Annotated in this window: 11 protein-coding genes; 2 read left to right on the forward strand and 9 right to left on the reverse strand. The window is 61.7% G+C overall.

What is annotated here, in order from left to right; all coding sequences use genetic code 11:
- Positions 1-22 precede the first annotated feature (22 nt).
- From J2X24_RS17800 to pelA, 6 genes are all read right to left on the reverse strand, one after another.
- Positions 23-829 carry an IclR family transcriptional regulator gene (locus J2X24_RS17800; RefSeq protein WP_209724598.1) on the reverse strand — a complete coding sequence of 269 codons (807 nt, stop codon included), beginning with the start codon at positions 827-829 and terminating at the stop codon, positions 23-25.
- A gap of 38 nt (positions 830-867) precedes the next feature.
- On the reverse strand, positions 868-2,220 hold the full coding sequence (locus J2X24_RS17805) for an oligogalacturonate lyase family protein (protein ID WP_245344907.1): 1,353 nt from the start codon (positions 2,218-2,220) through the stop codon (positions 868-870).
- 12 nt (positions 2,221-2,232) lie between these two features.
- The gene (locus J2X24_RS17810) at positions 2,233-4,488 is read right to left on the reverse strand and encodes a glycoside hydrolase family 88 protein (protein WP_245344908.1); all 2,256 of its coding nucleotides are present in this window, start codon (positions 4,486-4,488) and stop codon (positions 2,233-2,235) included.
- Between the two features lie 125 nt (positions 4,489-4,613).
- Positions 4,614-8,009: a TonB-dependent receptor gene (locus tag J2X24_RS17815; RefSeq protein WP_209724600.1), complete on the reverse strand. Its 3,396-nt coding sequence runs from the start codon at positions 8,007-8,009 to the stop codon at positions 4,614-4,616.
- 100 nt (positions 8,010-8,109) lie between these two features.
- A complete protein-coding gene (locus J2X24_RS17820; protein WP_310004508.1) occupies positions 8,110-9,531 on the reverse strand; it encodes a glycoside hydrolase family 28 protein in 1,422 nt (473 codons plus the stop codon).
- A 79-nt stretch (positions 9,532-9,610) separates the two neighbouring features.
- A complete protein-coding gene (pelA, locus tag J2X24_RS17825; protein WP_209724602.1) occupies positions 9,611-10,906 on the reverse strand; it encodes a pectate lyase in 1,296 nt (431 codons plus the stop codon).
- A 418-nt stretch (positions 10,907-11,324) separates the two neighbouring features.
- Between pelA and J2X24_RS17830 the strand changes: the two genes are divergently transcribed.
- Positions 11,325-13,595, forward strand: coding sequence for a hypothetical protein (locus J2X24_RS17830; RefSeq protein ID WP_209724604.1), 2,271 nt, complete (start codon positions 11,325-11,327; stop codon positions 13,593-13,595).
- A 214-nt stretch (positions 13,596-13,809) separates the two neighbouring features.
- Here the strand turns inward: J2X24_RS17830 and J2X24_RS17835 are convergent, their stop codons facing one another.
- Positions 13,810-17,163 (reverse strand): DUF4450 domain-containing protein, encoded by a 3,354-nt coding sequence (locus tag J2X24_RS17835; RefSeq protein WP_245344910.1) that lies wholly within the window; start codon positions 17,161-17,163, stop codon positions 13,810-13,812.
- Positions 17,164-17,473: 310 nt separating this feature from the next.
- On the opposite strand from J2X24_RS17835, the gene J2X24_RS17840 reads away from it, so the two are divergent.
- Positions 17,474-18,799 (forward strand): MFS transporter, encoded by a 1,326-nt coding sequence (locus J2X24_RS17840; protein ID WP_404977836.1) that lies wholly within the window; start codon positions 17,474-17,476, stop codon positions 18,797-18,799.
- On the opposite strand, the gene J2X24_RS17845 is transcribed toward J2X24_RS17840, so the two are convergent.
- Together J2X24_RS17845 and J2X24_RS17850 are read right to left on the reverse strand one after the other, a co-directional pair.
- On the reverse strand, positions 18,800-20,092 hold the full coding sequence (locus J2X24_RS17845) for an MFS transporter (RefSeq protein WP_209724609.1): 1,293 nt from the start codon (positions 20,090-20,092) through the stop codon (positions 18,800-18,802).
- Entirely contained in the window at positions 20,085-22,352 is a 2,268-nt protein-coding gene (locus J2X24_RS17850) for a glycoside hydrolase family 3 N-terminal domain-containing protein (RefSeq protein WP_209724611.1), read from the reverse strand. The genes J2X24_RS17845 and J2X24_RS17850 overlap by 8 nt, the downstream gene beginning before the upstream one ends.
- Between the last annotated feature and the right edge of the window lie 36 nt (positions 22,353-22,388).

The raw sequence follows: 22,388 nt of genomic DNA on the forward strand, positions 1-22,388 counted from the left end.
GCAGTGCCCCTGGATACGGTCGTTAGCCGGTGTAGCCCGACTGCTTGCTGATCTTCATGGCGGTGTCCTTGACGTATCCGCGCACTAGCTGGATACGGTCGTCGTCCATATACTGCGCGGCCGACGACACCGAGATGGCGGCAATGATCTTGCCCGACATGTCGCGGATGGGCGCGGCCACGCAGCGGACATGGTCCTCGTTTTCGTCGAGGTCGAGCGCATAGCCGTGCTCGCGATAATGCGCCATGACGTCCAGCCACTGCTTGATATCGTAGCGGTAGCGCGGATAGAGCGCCGCCTCGCGCTGGAAGACTTCGCGCAGGCGCTCTTCCGGTTCATCCAGCAGCAGCGCCTTGCCGAGACCGGTGTGGCGCAGCGGCTGGCGCTCGCCAACCACGCAGCGGACCTCGACGCGGCGCGTGCCCGGGATCTTGTCGATATAGTGGACCTGGTCGCGTTCCAGAATCCCGAGATTGACCGTGTCGCCGGTGTCGGCTGACAACTGACGCAGATAGTCGTGGCTGACCCGCGTCAGCGTAATTTGCTGCTGGGCGGCAAAACCAAGTTCGAGAAGCTTGGTGCCGAGCGCATAGCCGTCACGCGGCGAGAAGGACAGGAAGTCGCTTTCGACCAGGGTCGTGGCCAGGCGGTGCACGGTCGTCTTGTTCAGGCCCAGCGATTTCGACATCTTGCCAAGCGTGTTGTCGCCCTTGGCGACCCGCGACAGGACATCCAGACCCTTGGCCAGGGTCAGGGCCGCAGGCATGCGCGCGGCCACGGCCTCGTCGGCAGGTTCGCTTTCCACATTGGGATTTACGGGCTTGTTCATGCCTTGATTCTCTTAAACTAAAACTCGAGTTACTCTCGTTATGCCGCCTTGGCAACTTCCACGGCGTAAACGTGGTTCACACCATGCATATTCGAACAGAAGATGATCCACTTTCCGTCCGGCGTAAAGCGCAGGTTCGGTTCCAGCCTGTAGTCGTGGGCCGACATGTCAATCAACCGGGTGGATTTAAAGGTCTCGATCGAAATCAGCCTGTCGTCATATGATGGCAAATCTGCGTCGACGATTGCGTCGGCCTTGAGAAGCGAAATCCACTTTCCGTCGGGGGCGTGAGCGACCATGTCGGCGTCGCCGCCATCGCTGGCAAAGGTCACACCGTCCGGCGCGACGTTGAAATGGACGCCCCAGTCGTTCTGCTCCATGCGCTTCCAGATGCGGCGGCCCGTGGCGAGTTCCAGTCCCGCGACCCAGAAGACCTGGCCGCGCGGCGTCTGCAGGTCGTACCACAGCCATTTGCCGTCCTGGCTGAAGAATTCATGGCCCCAGATTTCCATGTTCATGGTGCGCTGGTGCACGCTCCTGAGGTTTGAGCCGTCGGCGTTGATCAGCTTGATGCGATCGACACGGTGCCAGGGCCCTTCCATGCAGAAGCGGATGAGGTTTGGATCGGTCGGCGAAAACTGGGCGTGACCGATCCACTCCTCGGTCTTGTACAGCACCTTGCGTTCGCCGGTCGCGATGTCGATAGTGAACAGCTCCGCCGGCACACGCGCAGCCCAGCGTTCCAGCATGCGCACGCCCTTGGCCTTGGCAAAGTTGAGCGGCTTGCCGTCGGGGCCAAGCGCCGCATATTCCGCCTGGCCGAACTTATCGACACTGGCCTTGTCCTTCGGCTGCAAGGGCTTGGCGCCATAGGCGACGGTACCCAGCAGAAGCGTGTCATCGGCATTCATCGCGCTGATCTGGCCGGCCGGAATGCGCGCGACCCTGCGCACTGTCTTCATGTCGACATGAACGGCGTAGATCGTCTTGGGGCGGTCGGCCGCCTCCCCCTCACCCGGATCGGTGACCGAATAGTAGGCCTCGCGAGACTTGCGCGCCATGAACATCAGGTCGTTGCCCGGGCCTGTGACCAGCGGTTTCACCCCCCAGGTCTTCAGGTCCACGGTCTGGATGCCGGTCGGCGACTTGATGACCATCAGGTCGTTTTCAGGGGTGTAAACATGGCGGTAGAAGTACATACCGAGCGAGCCCGGCTCGTCCGAGATGCGGACGACGCGGTGGCCGGTCTTCGCATCGACCCAGGTCTTCGGCGGGTTGCCGGCTGGTTGGGCAGGCGCAGTTTGGGCACCCGCCTGGCCGTGGATCATCAGCGGCAGCAGGGCCGAAGCGCCCCACAAGCCTTTCAGCGCCGTCCGGCGTGTTTCGCGCATTATGAGATACTCCTACTTTGCAGCGTCGAAGCTGAATTTTTGGGCATTGGCGAAGTTTTCCCAGGCATTGCGCGACGTGAAATCGAGACCGCCGTCCCAGGCTGAGCCCATATAGTAGACAAACGGCTTGCCGGGCGTAACGCGCAGCAGGATCAGGTAGTTTTCGGCGTCCTCGGCAAAGCCCTCAACCATGCCCGGATCGACGGCAATCGAAATACCGATGCTGCCGTGAATGCCATCATTCGGCTCCCAGAAGTTCAGGCGGCCCGTCTTGGCGTCCTTGGTAACGCTGCCGGAACCGCCGGGACCTTTACGCTTGTTGATGCCTATGGCGACGACCAGGGGGTCTTTGGTGTCGGACTGGATGGTCGAGACCATGCGCGTGAAGTTCGATCCCAGCGGCAGCGAAAAGGTCCGTGTCTCCCACACCTTGCGCGTCACATCGACCGGCCACGGCTTGTAGTCAACGGTGAACTTCGCCTCGTCGCCACCCGTCTTGAGGATCTCATATTTCGAGAAATTACGAGATGTCCAAAGCTTGTTCTCATACCAGATGCCAAGACCGCCGGCACCCCGGCCACGGCCGACGTCGTAATAGTCGAGCCCCTCGCCGCGGTCGACATGATAGTTCGGGAACTTGAGCTGGCGGTCCATATAGGGATAGCGGACGCGCTTGGCCCAGACATCGATGCCGGAGCCTGACGGCGCCTCGCGGACCTGCAGCGCCGGGCCGTAGATGCGGTGCGCGACCTTGTCGTTTTCCCACAGGATGTCGTCGAAGCGGTCGGGCGCGAAGCGGGCGACGGCGCGCGGGGTCTGGTCCGCCGGCGCGGTCAATTTTTCGACGGCGGCCGGGCGCTTCAGCGTTGACGGGTCATAGGCCAGGGCGCGCGTCGCCTTCATCTCGTCCTCGCGGCGCGCCTTTTCCGCCTCGCCCACTATGGTCGCGGGCGGAGGCGGCTGCGGCGTGGTGGCCGCGATGGCGGCCGCGTCATCACGCGCGGGTTCGGCTTCCGGCAGGGCTTGAGCCTTGCCGTTCAGATCCATGACCTCGAGTCCCGCCAGCAGGTAGGCGCCGGTGGCGTAGGGCCCGGTTTCATCGGCGCGGGTCGGCACCGGGCGATCGCCGGTCTTCTGCGCCGCGCCGATCAGGCCGTTAGGCAGGATATGGCGGTTGAGCGCCGCCCAGCCCCTCAGCACATGCGGCTGATAGATCTCGCGGTCGAGCAGGCCGTGATTGATCCCCCAGGCCAGAGCATAGACGAAAAAGGCCGAGCCAGAGGTTTCCGCCTCGGGGAAGGTGTTGGGATCGTTGAGGTCGGCGCGCCACAGGCCGTCAGCCTGCTGCAAGGTTACGATACGCTTCGACATTTTCTGAAATGTTGTAACATAAAGGTCGCGGCCGGCGAAATCAGCCGGCATGACTTCGAGCGTTCGGGCAAGGCCACCCATGACCCAGCCATTGCCGCGCGACCAGTAGATCGGCTTGCCGCCCTCGCCCGTCCGCGCCTTGAAGCGTTCGTCGCGCAGGAACAGCTGGTCGTCCTCGACCCACAGGCGCGCATAGGTCCGGCGCCATTCCTTGTCCATGGCGCGCAGGTACTTGGGATCGCCTGTCAGCACCGACATCCGCGCCAGCACCGGCGGCGCCATATAGAGCGCGTCGCACCACCACCAGACCAGCGCCTCCGTCTCTTCCGTGCGATTGAGGTGCGGCACCTGGAAGTCGAGTCGTTGCTGCAGCGGCATCAATGTGCCCTGCTGGCCCCGGCGACTATAGAGTTCCTCATAGAGATCACCGATCGCCACATCGTCGGCGTTCAGCAACGTCCGCTCGGAGCGCGCACCGCGAAGGGCGTAATTGTAGTGCTCGGCCGTGGCGGTCAGGAAGCGCAGGGTCGTCTTGTTCTCCGACACCCGCGCCAGGCGCGCCGCGCCGACATAAAAGGTCGCCGCCACCCAGTTGGAGGAAATCTCGGTCAGGTTCGAACCCGTCGCCATTTGAATCGGCCGGCGGCTCATGTCGGCAATCTGGGAGGTGGCGACATAGTCGAGCACCGGCAGGACGGCTTCGCGCGCTGGCAGGCGGTCGGGCGAAAAGGCGATCTCGGGCCGCGCCGCCGGCGTCAGCCAGCCGGCCTCGATGCCGGCGACCGGAGGCGCGCTTTGCGCCATCGCCGGCAAGGGCGCGGCAAGGGCAAAGGCAAGAGCGGTGGCGGGCAAAAGGTGGCCGGACAGGTACGAAGCCAGGCGATGGCGCATGATCATGATCGAATATCCTGAAAGACGAAATCCTGGAGCAACAAGCCACCCCGGCAAGCGGCTTTGCTTTTTATATCAAACGTGCCGAAAGTCCGACCCCACGGCAATGGGGCCGGACAAACGGATACAGGTCAGAAGGTTGCTATGACACCAAAGTAGAGACGGCGGCCATAGTAGAGGGTGTCGAAGACGTAAGGCACGCCATTACCGACATCCCGGTACTCTTCCGGTGCGTAGCGCGTGATCGTGTCGTTCAGAAGGTTTTTGCCTTCAGCGAACAGTTCGACATTCTTGTTGATCTTGTACGACATACGGGCGTCGAGCGACTTTGTCTTGTTCTTGAAGACCGGGGTAACGGTCTTGAAGTAGCTGGTCGCACCGCCGTACGGCGGCAGATTGATGCCCATGGCATTCTGGGTGGCTTCGTTCGGCACGCGGTTGGTGCCTTCGGAGGCATCGATCCGGTCGTAATAGAAGTCACGTTCCTGATAGGCGATACGCGCGTTCAGCTTGCCGTCATCGTACCAGAAGTTGAGGTTATAGTAGTAGCTCGATTGCTTCGCTGGCGGCAGCGGCTTTCCAGTCAGCGGATCGACAGCCGTGAAGCTCTCGTTGCTTTCTGTCGTCGAGTAGTTGAAGCCAGCGCCTGTATATTTCAGGATGCTCGGTGCGAAACTGAACGCCGTGCGGCCGGCCAGTTCGATACCGGTTTGCTGCAGGCCGCTGGGGCCATCTTCATAGGTCGGTGCGATATAGGTATTGCCTTCCAGTTCGTACTCCGGAAGCGTGACTTCTTCCGGACGACCCGACTTGACGTCAATCGAATAGCTGGCGATGCTCAGCTGGCTGTCGCGGTTGGGGTACCACTCCAGCGACACGTTAGACGTCGTCGCGCCATAGCCCTTGAGTTCCGGATTGCCGATACGGCCCGAGCAGCGCTTTTCATTTACGGGCTCGGTTTCAACGTCGGCGTCAGCGTCATTCCAGTAGCCCGGGAAATTCACTCCCAGCGCTTCCAATGTGGCCGCGTCCTGGGTGCTGATGAAGTTACAGGTCGCCGCCGATGTACCGGTCAATTGCGTCATGTTAGGACGCGCGCGCTGCTTGGCGATCGAGTACCGAAGCACGAGTTCGTCCTCGATCGGCCAGACCGCCAGGTTAAAGCTTGGCAGGACATCTTCCGATTGACGATGGATATCGAATACCCGGCGTTCAACAAAGGTTGTGATCGTCGGATCGCCATTGCCGCCGGCCTGGATCTGCGCGACGCGCGTGGGGTCAAGCGTGGTGGTTTGGAAGACAACAGAAGGCGCCGCATCAACGCTGATCTTCTGATAGCGCACGCCAAGGTTTCCGAAGACCGGCATATTGAACAGGCGGGTCTCGAAATCGCCCATGATATAGGCAGACGTCGTGACTTCGTTGGTCGAGTAGCTGGGACGGGTATAGGTCTTTCCGTCCGAAGCGATACATTCGTACAGGCAGTCCAGGTTGTGGTGGCTCAGGTCAGCATATTTGCCGAGCACACCGAACAGTGTGTCGAAGTCAAAAGCCTTCCAGGAGTTGATGAGATTGCCGCGATCCGGCATGCCTTCGAAATAGTTGGCGCCCGGCAGCGTGATCAGGCTTGCGTCGATCATTTCCTGATACTGCGCCCGGGTCAGCATGTGTTCCTTTTCCAGGCGATCCTGGCTGGTGGCCACAGTGTTGAGGACGCTCGAACCAAAGTTACAGGCAGGGCCGGTTACAGCTGGATCGCAGAAGCGGACATAATCAAGGCTGCGTGCACGTGACAGCATGACGCCAGGCGCAATATTAAAGCCACCTTCGCGCCACGTCTCGTTATCACGATCGGTGTGGGACGCACCAAACTTGACAGACTTCAGCGGGCCGAAATCCGCGAACTTCCGCGTCAGATCGATCTGATAGTTCATCTCACTATTCTTGTCGGCCTGCGGTGTGTACTCAAGCCGTGCGGTCGTACCAGGGTTCTGGAATACGTTCGCCCGGCGCGCGCCCTGGGCCGCAGGACGATCATCCGTCCCTTTTGGGTAGTAGGCAGAAGGGCTGTCCAAATCGACGGCCGGGACGTCAAACGTCCACAGGCCATTTTCCGGGATCATGTAGAAAGAAGCCCGTGGGATGGACGCGATGATCTTGAAGGCGTCGTCCTCGCGCTCACCTTTCGCAAACCCATATTGCACGCGGGCGCGAATATCCCAGATGTCGTTCTTATAGTCGGCGCCGAGTTGGGTGTAGTGCTGCTCGTTGGTGCGCTGGATGTCGCGGACCTGGCTGTCGTAGTTGAGCGTGGAAATGCCGCCATCGGTGGGCGAGGTTTGCGTCACGAAGTCGAACGACGTGATGTAATGGTTCTCGTTTACGACCACATTACGCATGTTCGAGAGCATCTGGCCATTAGTCCGGCATGTATTCGCTGTCGGGGTAGCGGCTGGCCCGGCACAGGTCGAGCCGTTCGGCGCGATAAGTTGCAAGTTGTAGGCCTGGAAATCCTGCTTGCGGATGTTTGGGTTGTAGGACGCGAACACGGTCAGGTCGTCGTTGACGCGATAGTCGGCGCGCAGCTGGAACGAGGTGCGTGTATCGCGGCGGTTTTCGCGGCGCATGCGGGGCAGCGAGGGCGCGAAATCTTCCCACTGGGCATAGCAGTTAAGGCGGCTGTTGATGCCGGTCGTCGGCAGGGCCGCACAACCAGCCTTGGTCGTAACCGCCGCAGCCACCTTGTCATAAGCCTGGGTGAAGGTCTTTTCCGGCGAGTTGTCGTGGTCGCCGAAGGGCTGGTAGCCAACCTGCTTGTCCGACACGCTGTTAAAGTCGGTCGAAGTCCGCTGGTCGTCATATGTGAAGTTGAACAGGACGCCCAGGCGATCGTCGAGGAACTTGCGGGTCGCGATCACGTTGAGACGCGGCGACCACTTACCATCCAGAGTATTCTTCTGATACTGCAGGTTCATCTTGTAGAGCGGCTTCTTGAAGTCGAGACCCGAACGCTGCTCGATTCGAACCGTGCCGCCGACGCCACCCGGCCGCATGTCAGCCGTCTGACCCTTGACCACGTCGACGCTCTTGATGAGATCGGACGACATGTCGTTGAGGCCTGTGACTGAACGGCCGTTCTGGGCATCGGTCGGCAGCATCGACATGCCGTCGACTTCAACGCGGACGAGGTCAGCGCCCTGCCCCCGGATGGTGAAGCCGCCCTGGTCGCCGGCGTCACTGACGTCCAACGCCACACCGGCGATGCGCGAGATAGCTTCGCCAACGTTTTTGTCGGGGAAGTTGCCAACGTCGTCGGCAACGATCGAGTCCTGGGCCGTCGCGGCGCGCTTCTTACGCTGGATGGCCGAGCGCTCGGAATTGCGCGCGCCGGTGATGACGATCGCTTGATCGTCCACGGCCGGCGCTTCGGTGCTTGCCGCAGGCGCCTGCGCATGGGCCGAAGCCGCTGTCAGCGCCATCAGAGACGCGCCGAACATGAATTTGATTGTACTACCCTTGAGTTTCATCGTGTTCCTACCTTTATAGATCGCCGCTTCAGACGGCTTTTCCTGGTGGCTGGGCCACCGGTGTCATTGACCGCCGGATAAACGCGGCGGCGCTTGCCCTTTAAGGCAATCCAGTGATGTTGCTTGTGTTCTCCAGCGTGACTGTCCCCCCCTGGCTGGCCGTGATCCGGCTACGGACAAAATGGATATTGGCGGCATGGCGGATGGCGCCCAACTGCCCGGCTTCGATATCGATGTCTTCGAGCCGGACATCGCGGATCGGCGCCTCCGGATAGGCTTCGAGCTCGATGGCCGTTTTCACGCCGCGCGCCTTGACGCGGGCAATGCGGATATCGCGAACGTGCGGCAGACCCTTTTCCGCCGGAACCTGTGTGGTCAGAACCTTCCAGTGCGCGGGTATGTCGGTAATGCCCTCGGGAATCCGGGTATAGGAATATTGCGGGTTCCAGTTGAGGTTGATGCGGATGCCGGCATCCGCCTGGGCGATGTCGATATCGTGAATGTCGATGTCCGATACTGTCCCGCCGCGCGTCTTGGCTGACTTGAACAGTATGCCGTAGCGCACCGGTCCCACGACCTTCAGGCCGTAGACCTCGACATTGCGGATGCCGCCCGAGGTCTCGGAACCGAAGGTAATCCCGGCATAGGCATTGCGAATGGTCGAGTTGCGGATGACGACATTTTCGGTCGGGCGGTTGACGCGCAAACCATCCGCGTCGCGCCCGGCCTTCAGGCACAGGGCGTCGTCATTGGCATCGATGTCGGCGTTTTCGACCAGGACGGTGTGCGAAGAATCGATATCGATACCGTCGGTCGACGGCCCCTTGCCGTCGACATTGTTGCGCACCGTGACGCCGGACACCTTGACGTCATGCGAATAGACGATCTGCACCGTCCAGAAGCCCGAGCGTGTCAGCAGCAGGTTCTCGGACTCACCGCTCAGTGCAATGCGGCTCGACTTGTAGATCTGGATCAGGCGCGGCCGCTCGGCGTCGTAATCGGCTGCCCAGCGCAGGCCGCGGGGCTCGTAGTCGGCGCGAATTGTCTGGAAGCTGTCCCAGAAGACCTTGCCGTCGCCGTCGATCGTGCCTTCGCCGTAGATTTTGACATCCGACTGCTCATAGACGTTGAGCAGCGCCGCCGGCCAGGTGATCTCGACCCCGGCGATACGGGTGAACTGGCGCGGATAGGCGTCGATGTTCCGGCGGCCCAGCAGGCGTACGCCCTTGTCAAGGCGCAGGGCCATGCCGGATTTCAAAAACAAAGACCCTGTCAGGTATGTACCAGGCGTCAAGACCAGCGTGCCATGTTTCGCGGCTGTGGCGTCGATTGCCTTTTGCAGCGCGACGGTATTGTCCGTCACGCCGTCACCCTTGACCCCATAGTCGTCGGCGGACACGATCGTATCCGTCAGCCCGCGTGGCGCCGCCGGATCGACAGCCGCCAGTGCATGCGCCGGCATCATCGCCACGAAGGCAATGACGGCGATCAGGGACAGACTTAGACGCGTGCACCAGGCCACGAAACGGCTCCTAACTATAAACGGATCACCCTGAAAAAAGGGAGCGCACGCCTCGGGACGACATGCGCTCCCGAAGGCTTCAGGGGTTCTTCAGGGTCCACTCCGCATAGGCGTCGAGCGCTTTCTGCGGCATGGCTGAGTACCAGGAGTAGCCGTTGCGGCGACCCTTGGAGATATTGTTGACGTCGTCCTGGATCGACTTGTCCCAATCACCGAAGATGGGCTTGCCGGTCTGGATGTCGTAATTGCGTGACCAGATCGGGCCCGCGCCCGGTTGATCAATCAGCTTGCGGCCTTCGGCGTCGCTGACCTTGGTAAAGGCCTTGCCGTAGATGGCGCGTGCCTTCAGCCAGGCGACGCCCGCGTGCACCGCCTCCTTGATCTTCGGCGACGGATTGGGCTGGCGCATCAGAAAGATCAGCACGTCGGCGCTTTCGGCGCTGGCCAGTGACCGCATTTCGTAATTGCGCGCCGAAATGGGTTCCAGCGTCAGGGCGTCGACCTGCTGAGGCCACGCTGTCTTTTTGCCGTCGACCACCACCTGGGCGGCCAGGATGACCTCGACGGCGCGCGCACTGGCGGCGCCGGCCTTCTGGCGCAAGTCTTTGGGCACAAAGGCGAATTCAGGGCTGCCTTCGGCGACGTCCTCGAGGATCATGGATGCTTCGGCGACCGCATTGTCGTTAAAGGTGATGCCGTCGTGGAAGCCACCCTCGATCGGATAGATCTGTGGCCAGCCGCCATTGGGATATTGCGCGGCAAGGAGATACTTCACACCTTTGATAATGCTGGCGCGATAGACATCGCCATCCTGGCCCGGCACTTGCTGTTGCACGCGGCCCAGGAAACGCATCTCGGTCGTGGTCGCGCCGTTATCCAGCGTGCCGACAAAGGTCCAGAAGCGGTCTTTCGGCGCATCGAAACTGCCGGTGCCGATTTCCATGGTCTCGGCATTGTTGCTATAGCGCTGGCCCGGCAGACGCTTGGGGCCAGTGCGATTCTGGTTCTTGCTCCAGCCGCCGGCTGGGGTTTGGAAGCTGACGATCGTGTCGGCGATGGCGCGCGCTTCAGGGGTACCGTACCAGGCGGCATCCTTGTTAAGCACCATGTGACCGCTGCCGGCGACCGGCGGAGGGGGTGGCGCTTCGCCTGGTTTCAGTTCGGCGGCCATGGTCGCGCGGTCGACCTTTTCCTGCGCTTCTGAACGGCGGATATAGTCCGCCCACGGTGAACGCTGATCGGCCGGCAGTTCGTTAAGACGATCGATGGTCAGGGGGCGCGCCGGCGTGTTCTCGCCGATAACCGCCGCCTGAATGGCCACGGGCACAGCAAGACCTGCAATGGCTATCGCACACGCCATAAGGTTCGCCTTCATGATCCGTCCCTGTTTTTGATATACTTATGTCAAAATTGATACGGGGAATTCTGCATTTGTAAACACAAATGATCAGCATCGATAAATTATTTTGAAAATGTTTTTAAATTTAAAATAATCATGCCCGGGAAATTTCAATCAAAGAAATAATGTTGCAAAACTCGCACAATTCATCATTTCCAAGCACACTTTAGCGCAATAAGTTGATTGTAATACAAATAAAGCGCTGGTGCACAGGCAAAAGGCGCGCAATATTGGCTTTGAGAGGGAGCGCCAACGGGAATTGCGGCGCTCTTTTCGCTTAGTTTTCCGTCATTTCCGCGTGTCAGCCCTGCCAGTCGCAATTTGAGATAACGCGCGTGATTTCGCCGTTCCGGATAGCGGAGAACGTTGTCAGTATTTTTTGTGAGCGACGCCTATGCCCAGCCTTCGTCATACGCCCGACCTGTCCCGCCGCCAGTTGCTGTTCACATCGGCGGCCGCCATCGCCCTAGCCGGCGCCCCTGCAAGCGCAAAGACGGCCATTGACCGGCAGGCGCTGGTCACCCGGCACAATCCTGTCCTGATCGAGGTCGATCCGTCAGCGCCTCTTATGCTTGGCAACGGCAATATTGGCTTCACCGCCGACATTACCGGGCTTCAGACCTTCACCGAGCCGTATTCGAAGATCGCCCCCTTGCTGACCGAGGCCCAGTGGGCGTGGCACAGCTTCCCCAACCCGCAAGGCTTTACGGTCAGCGATACGCAGGTCGAGATCGATGTGCACGGCCGCACGCGCCGTTACGGCTATATCAAGGACTGGGCCGAGGCCGCCAAAAACCCGGCCGTCGCCTATATCCGCGAAAATCCGCACCGCTTTTCGCTGGGCCGCATAGCGTTGGACCTGAAGGCGAAAGATGCGTCGCCGGCGCGCTTTGCCGATATCCGCGGTACCCACCAGACGCTTGACCTGTGGACCGGGACCCTGACCAGCCGTTTCGTCTATGATGATGAGCCGGTCACGGTCATAACCAGCGTCATGCCCGATCAGGATACCGTCATGACTGAGGTCACCTCGAAGCTGGTGGCGGAAGGACGGCTGGCCGTCGTCGTCAAATTCCCGGGTGTATCTAAGTCGCTCAATCCCGATCCATCTGATTGGACCAACCCGGACGCGCACACCACGACCGAGCGCAGCCGCACCGGCAGCGAAGTCCGGCTGGAGCGACGGATAGATGCCACCACCTATCATGCTGCCATCGCCGCGCCTGGCAGCCAGGTCGAAGCCGCCGGCGCGCATGTCTGGCGGGCATCGAGCAAAAGCCGCACCCTCACCGTACTGACGCAGTTTGCCAAGGCACCCGATATCGCCCTGCCCACCCCTGGCCAGGCCAAAGCCGCCGTGGCCGCGCATTGGCGCGACTATTGGTCGAAAGGCGGCATGGTCGACTTTTCCGGCAGCACAGATCCACGCGCCAAGGAACTGGAGCGGCGGGTCATCCTGTCGCAATACCTGATGGCAGTGAATGCGTCCGGCGACTTTCCTCCGCAGGAGGAAGGCCTGTTTTCCAACAGCTGGAACGGCAAGTCGCACCTGGAAATGCACCCGTGGCATTCAGCGCACTTTGCCCTGTGGGGCCGGCCACAATTGCTGGAACGCAGCCTTGGCTGGTACCTGAAACACCTGCCGGACGCCAAGGCGCGTGCTGCCAACCAAGGCGTCAAGGGCGCCTGGTGGCCCAAGATGATCGGGCCGGATGGCGTCGACAGCCCTAGCAAGGTCTCGCCCTTCATCATGTGGCAGCAGCCCCACCCCATCTATATGAGCGAGCTGGTTTGGCGCGCAGGCAAGGACAAGGCCGTGCTGGCGCGTTATGCGGAGCTGGTCGAACAGTCAGCCGAACTTCTGGCGTCTTTCGCCCATTTCGACGAGGCCAGTGGCCGCTATCGTCTGGGGCCGCCGATCATCCCGGTGCAGGAAAACTTCGATCCGCTGACGACCTACGACCCGATGTTCGAAGTCGCCTATTACCGCTGGGGGATCGAAACCGGCCAGGCTTGGCGCGAGCGTCTGGGGCTGTCCCGCCGCGCCGACTGGGACGAAGCGCTGAACAGGTGGCCCGTCCTTCCGCAAAAGGACGGACTCTACCTTCCGACCGCCTCGACGCCCGATTTCTGGGACCGCGCCGCCGGCACCTGCCGGGCAAATGCGGTGGAAGAAAGCTGCCAGAACCGCGACCATCCGTCCTTCCTGATGCCACTTGGCTGGCTGCCCGGCCGCGATGTTGATCGCGCCACCATGCGCCGCACGCTCCACCGCATGAAGGCCGACTGGGACCTGCGCCAGACCTGGGGCTGGGACTACGCCATGATTGCCATGACAGCGGCGCGGCTGAACAGCCCGGAAGAGGCGGTCGACTGGCTGTTCTTCGACGCCAGGAACAACAAGTACGGCAAGAGCGGCATGACACCGCGCGTGCATCTCGACGCACACGCCCAGGCCTTTGTGCCGACGGCGACCGGCGCGTCTCACGCCAATCCCGATGGCCCCGGCTATCAGCGCGCGGCCGAAACCTACTTCCCGTCAAACGGCAGCCTGCTGCTTGCGGTAGCCCTGATGGCGGGCGGCTGGGACGGTCAGGGCGGCCACGCACCGGGCTTTCCAAAGGATTGGAACGTCAAGGTCGAGGGGTTGAATCCGTCCTTGTAATTAGGTGACGGCGTGCTTCGTCGCGCCTAGGAGCCATACCCCTTCCGTCGCCGCTTCGCGTCGCCACCTTCCCCTTAAAAGGGGAAGGAATCAGCTAAGTATCTCTTTCCATTTCCTTCCCTGTTCACGCGGGTTTGGCGCCGGCGAAAATATAGCTTTCGCCAACCATGGGCATTTGCGGAGCAAAATGACGGAAGGAGGAAACCGTAGCGGCCTACCTCTCCAAACTCACCGCCATCAGGCCGATGACCACCTCATTGGCGACGCTGCGCACAGTCAGTGACTTCAGCGTCCGCGTCGCATCGAGCTCGATATCGAGGATATTCGCTGCCCCGCCGTCGATCTTCTCGCGGTCCTTGCGGCCCTTGTTGTTCTGGCCCGGAATGTGAACAGTGCCGGTTTTAAGATCGAAGCGCACGGGTGTCTCGCCGCATAGCTGGAACTGATAGTCGTCGATGAAATAGTCGCGTTCGATCGGCCACCAGTTCTGCGGATTTGACAGCGCCATGCGTGTTTCAGTGCCGTCCGTATAGGTGACGATGACCTCTCCATTGGTAACGCGGCTTTGCATGGCATTTGTCGATCCGGCCATCATCAGGAAGGCACGCTTTGCACGTCCGCTCAACGGCACCGTCGCCTCATCCGGATAGTTATCCCACTGCGAAGTAAAGACGATATTGGCGCCCTCGGCCGGCGTCTTGAAACTCACACCGTTCGGCAGCCTGACTTCACCGTCGGCGGCGCGCAGGGCGGCATCATCGATATTGGCCGTCGCCTTGACGTGGCCGGCCCAGGCGCCGATGCCCTGCGCCGGAATGGCCAGCGAGACGTGCGGCGACCGTGGTGAGAGGTACTTGCCGGGCGCGAAGATCTCCGTGACCTTGGCGTTGAACGATGCCGACAGATCGACCGCTTCGGTCTTGAGCAACCGGCTCATCCACGCCCAGCGCGGCGCCTGAATGTCGCAAGCCTTTTGCTTCGGGCCTGGCGTCGCGGCTAGTGTCCACCATTCAAAATTGCCCTGGCGGTGCGCGGTAAAGCGCGGATCAGGGCCAGTGCCGATGACCTCGGCCGTGGCCAGGTCAAGCATAGCCCCCTTGAAGGCGACCTTCACGACCGCCTGCTTTTTCAAGTCGCCCTCGATGCGCAGCTTGGGCGCGCCGACACCCCTGACGGCGCTCCAATGCACCTCCCTGCCGTCGATCGTCACCACATCGACCATTTCCTGCCTCACCGGAATATCGAGGACGAAGCGGGTAAAGCGCATGCCTGTCTGGCTGACCGTCCAGCTCTCATTCGCGCCGTCGCGCTTAAAGGCCAAGCCAAGATCCGGATGGCTCAGGCTGGCATGGTTCCAATCCTTCGGGAAACCCGGCGTCAGGCGCAAGGTCTTGTCGAGCGCATCCGGCTTGACCCCGAACAGGCCTTCGATGATGGCGCGTGACATGACACCGGCGCCATCGGCGAAATCGCGCTGGGCTTCGCGGCGGTAGACGTCAAGATAGTTGAGGCTGCCGATATTGCCGGGTGCGATGCCCATGTAGAAGCTGGCGAGCAAACTACCGCGCGTCAGGGTATAGGCGTCTTCCGCATCCCCCGCCTGCCACAGCGCCAGGGCCGTATGCAGGTTCTCGCCCATAACCACATTGTTGAGCGACCAGCTATAGGGCATCCAGTCGGAACTCGGCAGGACGTGGTACGCCCGATCGACCGGCACGCCCTCGCCCCTGACTGGAATGGGTTTCAGGTGGCGCTCCAGGTCGGCGGCCATCTGCGCGGCTTCGAAGCCATCGGGTACGCCGGAATCGATGGTGTGATAGAAGCTCCACAGGCCATAGCTCGGATGCAGCATCTGCCCGCCCAGCAGGTCGCGGAACTCGCCAAAGGCGCCGCGGTCGGGCATCCACAGATATTGCCGCATGCCCCGGCCAATCAGCTCGGCTTCGCGCGCATAGGCGCTGCCGTCCTTGCCGATGAGTGCGGCCACCCGCGCCGCCATGCGGTTATGATAGAGATTATAGGCCGAAGTATAGGCCACCCCGCCGCCATTATACTGCATGTCGTCGCTGGCCCAGATGGCGGCATAGGCCTCATAAAGCGGCAGCTTTTCCGGCCCGTATTCTCTGCGGAACAGGCGCTTTTCCCATGCCAGGTGACGCTCGATGACCGGCCAGTTCTTTCGGGCATAGTCGAGGTCGCCGGTCCATAGGATGTGGCGGAACATGGCGTCGATAAAGCCGATATTCATGTCGTAATGCGAGTTCGACATGTCACCATTCGAGTGCAGGCCGACCTCGTTACGGGCGAGATTCGAATCCTCATCGGCGGGCGGCAAAGCTGCCGGAATGGGATCCGCGTTCTGCCGCACGGTCCAGCCGTCGAAATTCCGACGTGCCCGGTCGTGCCAGCCCAAGGCATCGAGCGCATAGGGCCCACGCCAACCGAGCAGCTTGGTCCGCCAGGCGATGGCGCCGTGCATGATGCCGCCCTGCCGCTCATCCCACAACGCGTCGGCCGCGACATTCAGCGAACCTATGGCGGCATCGAGATAAGGGTCCGGTGTCTCGACGCGAACACGGTTACGCAGGTTTTCGAAATGGCGGCGCGTGGCATCAAACCGTTTGGCCAGCTCGGCCGGCTTATAGGCCGGATCCAGCGGACTTACGCCTTGTGTTTGCGCCGGTGTGCGGCCGGGCGCCGTGACGGCGCTATAGGTGCTGAGATCGCCGGCCTGTGGGCGGCTGGTCACCTGCACCGACAGAAAGACTGGGGCGCTACCGAGCTTCACCTGACCGACCAGCACCTTGACGGCGGCGTCCGACGACGACGACAGCAGGGCTTGCGCATTTGCCCATTGTGCCGCGTCCGCCAAGCGCAGCTCCGCCTGGCCCGATACGATGCCGGCAAAGCGCGCCGCCTTGCCGTCAACCGTAAAGCCGCCGTTTGTCAGAGCATAGCGGTCGTCCGCCGCATATTCCGGCTTGAACTGGAAATACTGGCTGATCGGCACCTTCTCGGTGCCGATATCGCCATCGCGCACGCCGCGCTGACCATTGCCGCCGCCATAGGCAAAGACGAGTTGGGCCCCCGCCGGCAGACCTTGCCCTTCGGCGCGCACGATCAGGCCCTCGGTCTGATGGTAGGCCAGGACCTCGACCTCCAGCCGCCCGCGCCCGAGCAGCGGATCGGTAATGACGTAGAGCAATTCGCCCGGCCGGTAGCGGGTGACGATGTGGCTGGCGTCGCTCAGCCATTTGACGCCCTGGGCGGTCTTGATGCCCAGACGGACATTGCCGCCGCGACCGGGTAGATAAAGCGAGAATTCCGGCTTGTCGCCGCCGTCGACGCGAAAGGCGGTATTGCCACCATAAAGCGCGCGGTTGAAAAACTCTGATCCGTTGCGGATGACGAAGTCGCCACCGTCCGGATGATACCGCAACGGCGTATCAAGCTGACCTTCGATATTGGGCATGAGGCCGCCGGTCGCCGACGGCGCCACCTGAGCCCACGCAGGCGTCACTGCCAACAGCAGACAGATCGAAACCGTCGCGCCCAATAGCCGTTTCATAAGCATTTCCTGCCGATAGATGATTATTCTTCAGAACGCCGTTCACTATAGGTGGCGGACGGCTTCCCGGCCTGAACTATATTCGGCCTGTATTTCTGTTGATCCTGACCACAGCACGAACAGTCGTCAAGCGCGATTAAGTAGATATCTTCAAATAACAATCGACATCTGTTCCACATATTGGAATATTCTTTATCGCGTATCTATAGATGAAACAGTTCAGCCCTGCTGCCACCTTCTGACTCATAAGTGTGTTTTTACTGGTAATACCGCATGCCTGCGTTAAGTCTGTGCGGCCATGGAAAAGACGATGACAGCCTTCTATCACCTGCTCGGCAACAACCTGATTGCCAACATCACCAACTTCACCGTCTGGTTCGCGGTCACCTTCTGGGTCTATCTCGAAACGAAGTCGGTGTTCGCGACGGGCATGATCGCCGGCGTCTATCTGGTATTCACCGCAGGCTTCGGCTTCTGGCTCGGCAGCATTGTCGACCACAACGCCAAGAAGGTCGCCATGCTGGGCTCGAGCGTCGTATCGGGCATTTTCTACGCCATCTCGCTGGCCTTGCTCCAGCTCTGGCCGAAAGAGGTTTTCACCAATCCCTACGGCCCACATCTGTGGGTCTTCGTGCTGCTGGTCATGCTGGGCGTCATCGCCGGAAATATCCGCTCGATTGCCCTGCCGACGCTCGTCACTATCCTCATCCCCGAAGACCGGCGCGACAAGGCCAATGGCCTGGTCGGCATGGTGACCGGCATCGGCTTTCTGACCACCTCGGTCATTAGCGGCTTTCTGGTGGCGTGGGGCGGCATGGTGGCGGCGCTTGGCCTGGCCCTGGTCATGACCGTACTGGCGTTCGTGCATCTGTCATTTGTGCGGGTCGATGAGAAGCGCGAGAGCGCCCATCCGGACGCACCCGCGGAACCCAAACGCATCGATCTAAAGGGGACGATCAAGGTGATTTCGGCCGTGCCCGGCCTGTTCGCCCTGATCTTCTTCGCCACCTTCAACAACTTCCTGGGCGGGATATTCATGGCACTGCTCGACGCCTATGGTTTGTCGCTGGTCTCGGTCGAGATCTGGGGCCTCTTGTTCGGCGTGCTGTCGACCGCCTTTATCGCCAGCGGCATCATCATTTCCAAAACGGGGCTGGGCAAAAATCCGATCCGGACCCTGTTGCTGGTCAACCTGATCACCTGGTCGGTCTGCTGCGTCTTCACGCTGCAGTCCTCAATCTGGCTACTGGCCGCGGGCTGTTTCGTGTGGATGCTGCTGGGGCCATTCGCCGAGGCGGCGGAACAGACCACATTGCAAAAGGTGGTGCCGCATGAACGTCAGGGCCGCGTCTTCGGTTTCGCACAGTCGGTCGAACAGGCCGCCTCGCCGCTGACAGCCTTCCTGATCGGCCCGCTGACCCAGTTTATCGTCATTCCCTTCATGACGGATGGCCTGGGCGCTCGGACCATCGGCAGTTGGTTCGGCACCGGCGCGCCGCGCGGCATGGCGCTTGTCTTCACCCTGGCGGGGATGGTCGGCGTGATCGTCACCCTGCTTGCGCTGAAGTCGTCCTATTATCGCGACCTGTCGCAGGCCTATGCCAAAGCACCAGAGGAAGAGCCGGTGGAGGCCTGATTATTTCCGCGCCCGCACCGTCAGTATCATCAGTACGACGCAGATCGACAGTCCGGCGATGGGCGGCAAGACCATAAGCGTCTTCAAGCCTGCTAAGGTTTCGGTTGTCTGGTCAATATTGGGGCGATAACCCGACACGCTCAGCCCCCAGCCAAAGAGGGCCGCGCCGATGCCCACGGAAACCTTTGAGATCATGCCCGCCACACCAAAGACGAAACCGTCGGCGCGGACATGGGTCGCCTGTTCGCCGTAATCAACCGTGTCGGGCAGCAGCGACCAGAAGGCAAAGAACAGCCCGAGAAAGCCGCTGTGGACCCAGACTAGCAGCGCCGTCGTCCAACCTGTCCCCACGGCCGGGAGGACGGCCAGGGCCAACAGGCCTGACAGGCCAACCAGGCTTGCGGCGATCCACACGCCGCGCCGGCCAAGCCGCCGCGCTAGCAGGGTCCAGAAGGGTATGACGACCAGTCCAGCCACACCCGTGGCCGCCAGGCACAAGGCGCCCGCCGCCTCGTCGTGCAACTGGTACTTGAAGTAATATAACACCGACTTGGTCAGGGTCGTGCCGGAAACCGCGAAAGCGATAACGCCCAGGTTCAGCGCCCAGAAGGCGCGGTTGCGCATCAGGCTCCACAAAAGGGCTTTCAGTTTGGGCGGCGGGGCTGCGGTTGGCCCCGTCTCTGGCTCGCGCGTCACGGCGAAGACTAGCGGGAACAGGAGGGTGGCCACGGCCGCGAAACCCACCGCCAGCAGGAAATAGCCCCTGCCCTCACCGTTGGTGAACGGTATTGCCAACGACACAAGCGCTGCCGCCAGGGCGCCGAAGAACATGCGAAAGCCCGACAGCTGTGCCCGCCGGTCGGGATCGGCGGTGATCCGTCCCGACAAGGCTGCATAGGGAATATTGACCAGGGCGTAGACGGTCCGGAAGATCAGGTGACTGACCAGCATGAATATGGCCAGGGCATAGCCTTCCAACGGCGGCCGGTAATACAGCAGGCAGAAGCTCAGGCCCAGAAGCGGCCCGCCGATCAGGAGATAAGGCCGATAGGCGCCAAACCGGGTGCGCGTGCGGTCGGCGGCCATGCCGATCAATGGATCGATGACCCCGTCCCACACCGACGCGACCAGATAGATCAGGCCGGCCGTGGCGGGCGATAATCCCGCCACCTCGGTATAGTAGAACAGCAGAAACAGGCTGACGCTTTGCCAGTAGAGGTTACAGGCAAAATCCCCCAGGCCGTAGACGGCCGCGCCCTTAAGACTTATTCCGGCCGGCCGCCGCTCAGCCATTCAGCGTGAAGGTCGCAGGGCTACCGCCTGTCGCCGACGGCGCGACCCAGACCAGGAAGGCGCCGGCCTCGGCCTCGGTCTTCAGGTCAGCCTGGACGAAGGCAAGATCCGCACGCTTCAGCGTGAATTCGACACGCTTGCGCTCGCCGGGTTTCAGCGTCACGCGTTTGAAACCCTTCAGCAGGCGGACTGGCTGGACCAGGCTCGCCACCTTGTCGTGGATATAGAGCTGCACCACCTCGTCGGCTTCGCGCGCGCCGGTGTTGGCGACTTCGGCGCTGACCGTGAGTGACCCATTCCAGTCGAGCGTCGCTGCGCTCACCGTCGTCGCACCGTAGTCGATCTTCGAATAGGTCAGGCCGTGGCCGAACGGATAAAGCGCCGCATTGGTGACTTCGCGATAGCGGGTCTTGTATTCCGCGACCTTTGGATCGAGTTGCGGCCGGCCGCTGATGCGGTGATTGTAGTAATAGGGCTGCTGGCCCGAGGCCTGCGGGAAGCTGACCGGCAGGCGGCCCGACGGCGCATAGTCGCCGAACAGGATGTCGGCGATGGCATTGCCGGTTTCCGAACCGAGGAACCAGGTGGCGAGGATCGCGTCAGCGTCGCGCGCCGCCCCGGTCAAAGCCAGGGCGCGGCCATGACGCAGCAGGATGATGGTGGGTTTTCCTGTCGCCTTGACGGCTTCGATCAACGCCAGTTGTGCCGCCGGCAGCGAGATGTCGGTGCGTGCCTGGGCTTCACCCGACATGTTCTCGGCCTCGCCGACCGCGAAGACCACGACGTCAGCGGCCTTGGCCGCGGCAACGGCTTCATCGATGCCGCCCGGTACGGCCGCGTCGAAGTCGCAACCCTTGACGACCGTGACGTCCTTGGTGACGGCGCGCAGGCCTTCCTCAATGGTTACGCCCTTGGCGCGGTCCGGGAAGACCGACCACGGTCCCGGCAAGTTGTGACGATCGGCGCCCAGCGGCCCGATCAGGGCAATCTTGCGGCCGGACTTCGGCAGCGGCAGCAGGTTGCCTTCATTCTTCAGCAGAACGATCGATCGGCGGCCGGCCTCGCGCGCCAGGGCGACGATGTCCTTGGAACGGACATCGGCCTTTTCGCGCTTCGCGTCCATGGAACGGTAGGGATTGTCGAACAGACCCAGCGCCTTCTTCACTCTGAGAGTCCGACGCACGGCTTCATCGAGCACGGCCATCGGTACCTCGCCATCGGCGACCAGCGACGGCAGGTGCTTCATGTAGAGACCGGACTGCATCGACATGTCGCAACCTGCGATGATCGCCTTCTTGGTGGCGTCGCGGCCGTCGGCGGCATAGCCATGCAGGATCAGCTCTTCCTCCGACGTGTAGTCGGAAACGACCAGACCGCTGAAACCCCATTCATTGCGCAATATCTCGGTCAGCAGGTGGCGGTTGGCCGTCGCGGGCACACCGGCCACGTCATTGAAGCTCGACATGAAGCTCATCACCCCGGCGTCGAGGCCCGCCTTGAACGGCGGCAGATGGACTTCGCGGAGCGTCGTTTCGGGGATATCGACCGTGGCGTATTCCAGGCCACCCTGGACGGCGCCATAGGCGGCAAAGTGCTTCATGGTCGCGAGCATGGAACGGCCATCGGTCAGGTCGTCGCCCTGGAAGCCCCTGACGCGGGCGGCAGCCAGCACATTGCCGAGATAGGTGTCTTCGCCGGCGCCTTCGACGACGCGGCCCCAGCGCTGGTCGCGGGCGATGTCGACCATGGGGGCGAACGTCCAGTGCAGGCCGACGGCGGTCGATTCGATCGCGGCGGCGCGCGCCGTGCGATAGGCCAGATCGGCGTCGAATGCCGATGCTTCCCCCAGCGGCACCGGGAAGGTGGTGCGCAGGCCGTGGATGATGTCGGCCGCGAAGATCAGCGGAATCTTGTGCGGCGATTCCTCGACCGCGACCTTCTGCAGTTCGCGCGCGCCGGCGACGCCGATGCCGTTGAACAGGCCGGTGATCTCGCCCTTGCGGATGCGTGCCTTGACCTCGTCCTTGGTCTGGGCGATCGCCGCCGGATTGACATTGCCGAAGTCGGGGCGCGTCAGGTCGGCATAGAGGCTAAGCTGGCCTGCCTTTTCCTCGACCGACATCGACGCGATCAGCTTTTCGATAAAGGGATCTGGCGCGGCGCTGACCTTGGCCAGAGCGGGCGCGACAACCGGCAGGAAGGCGGCCGTGGCGACGGCGCCCTTGAGGAAGAAACGGCGTGAGGGCGTAAAAGCGGTCATGGTTTGATCCTGTTCAGCTTTCGGGAAATTTTCAAT

The organism is Asticcacaulis solisilvae, assembly GCF_017875235.1.
GTDB lineage: Bacteria > Pseudomonadota > Alphaproteobacteria > Caulobacterales > Caulobacteraceae > Asticcacaulis > Asticcacaulis solisilvae_A.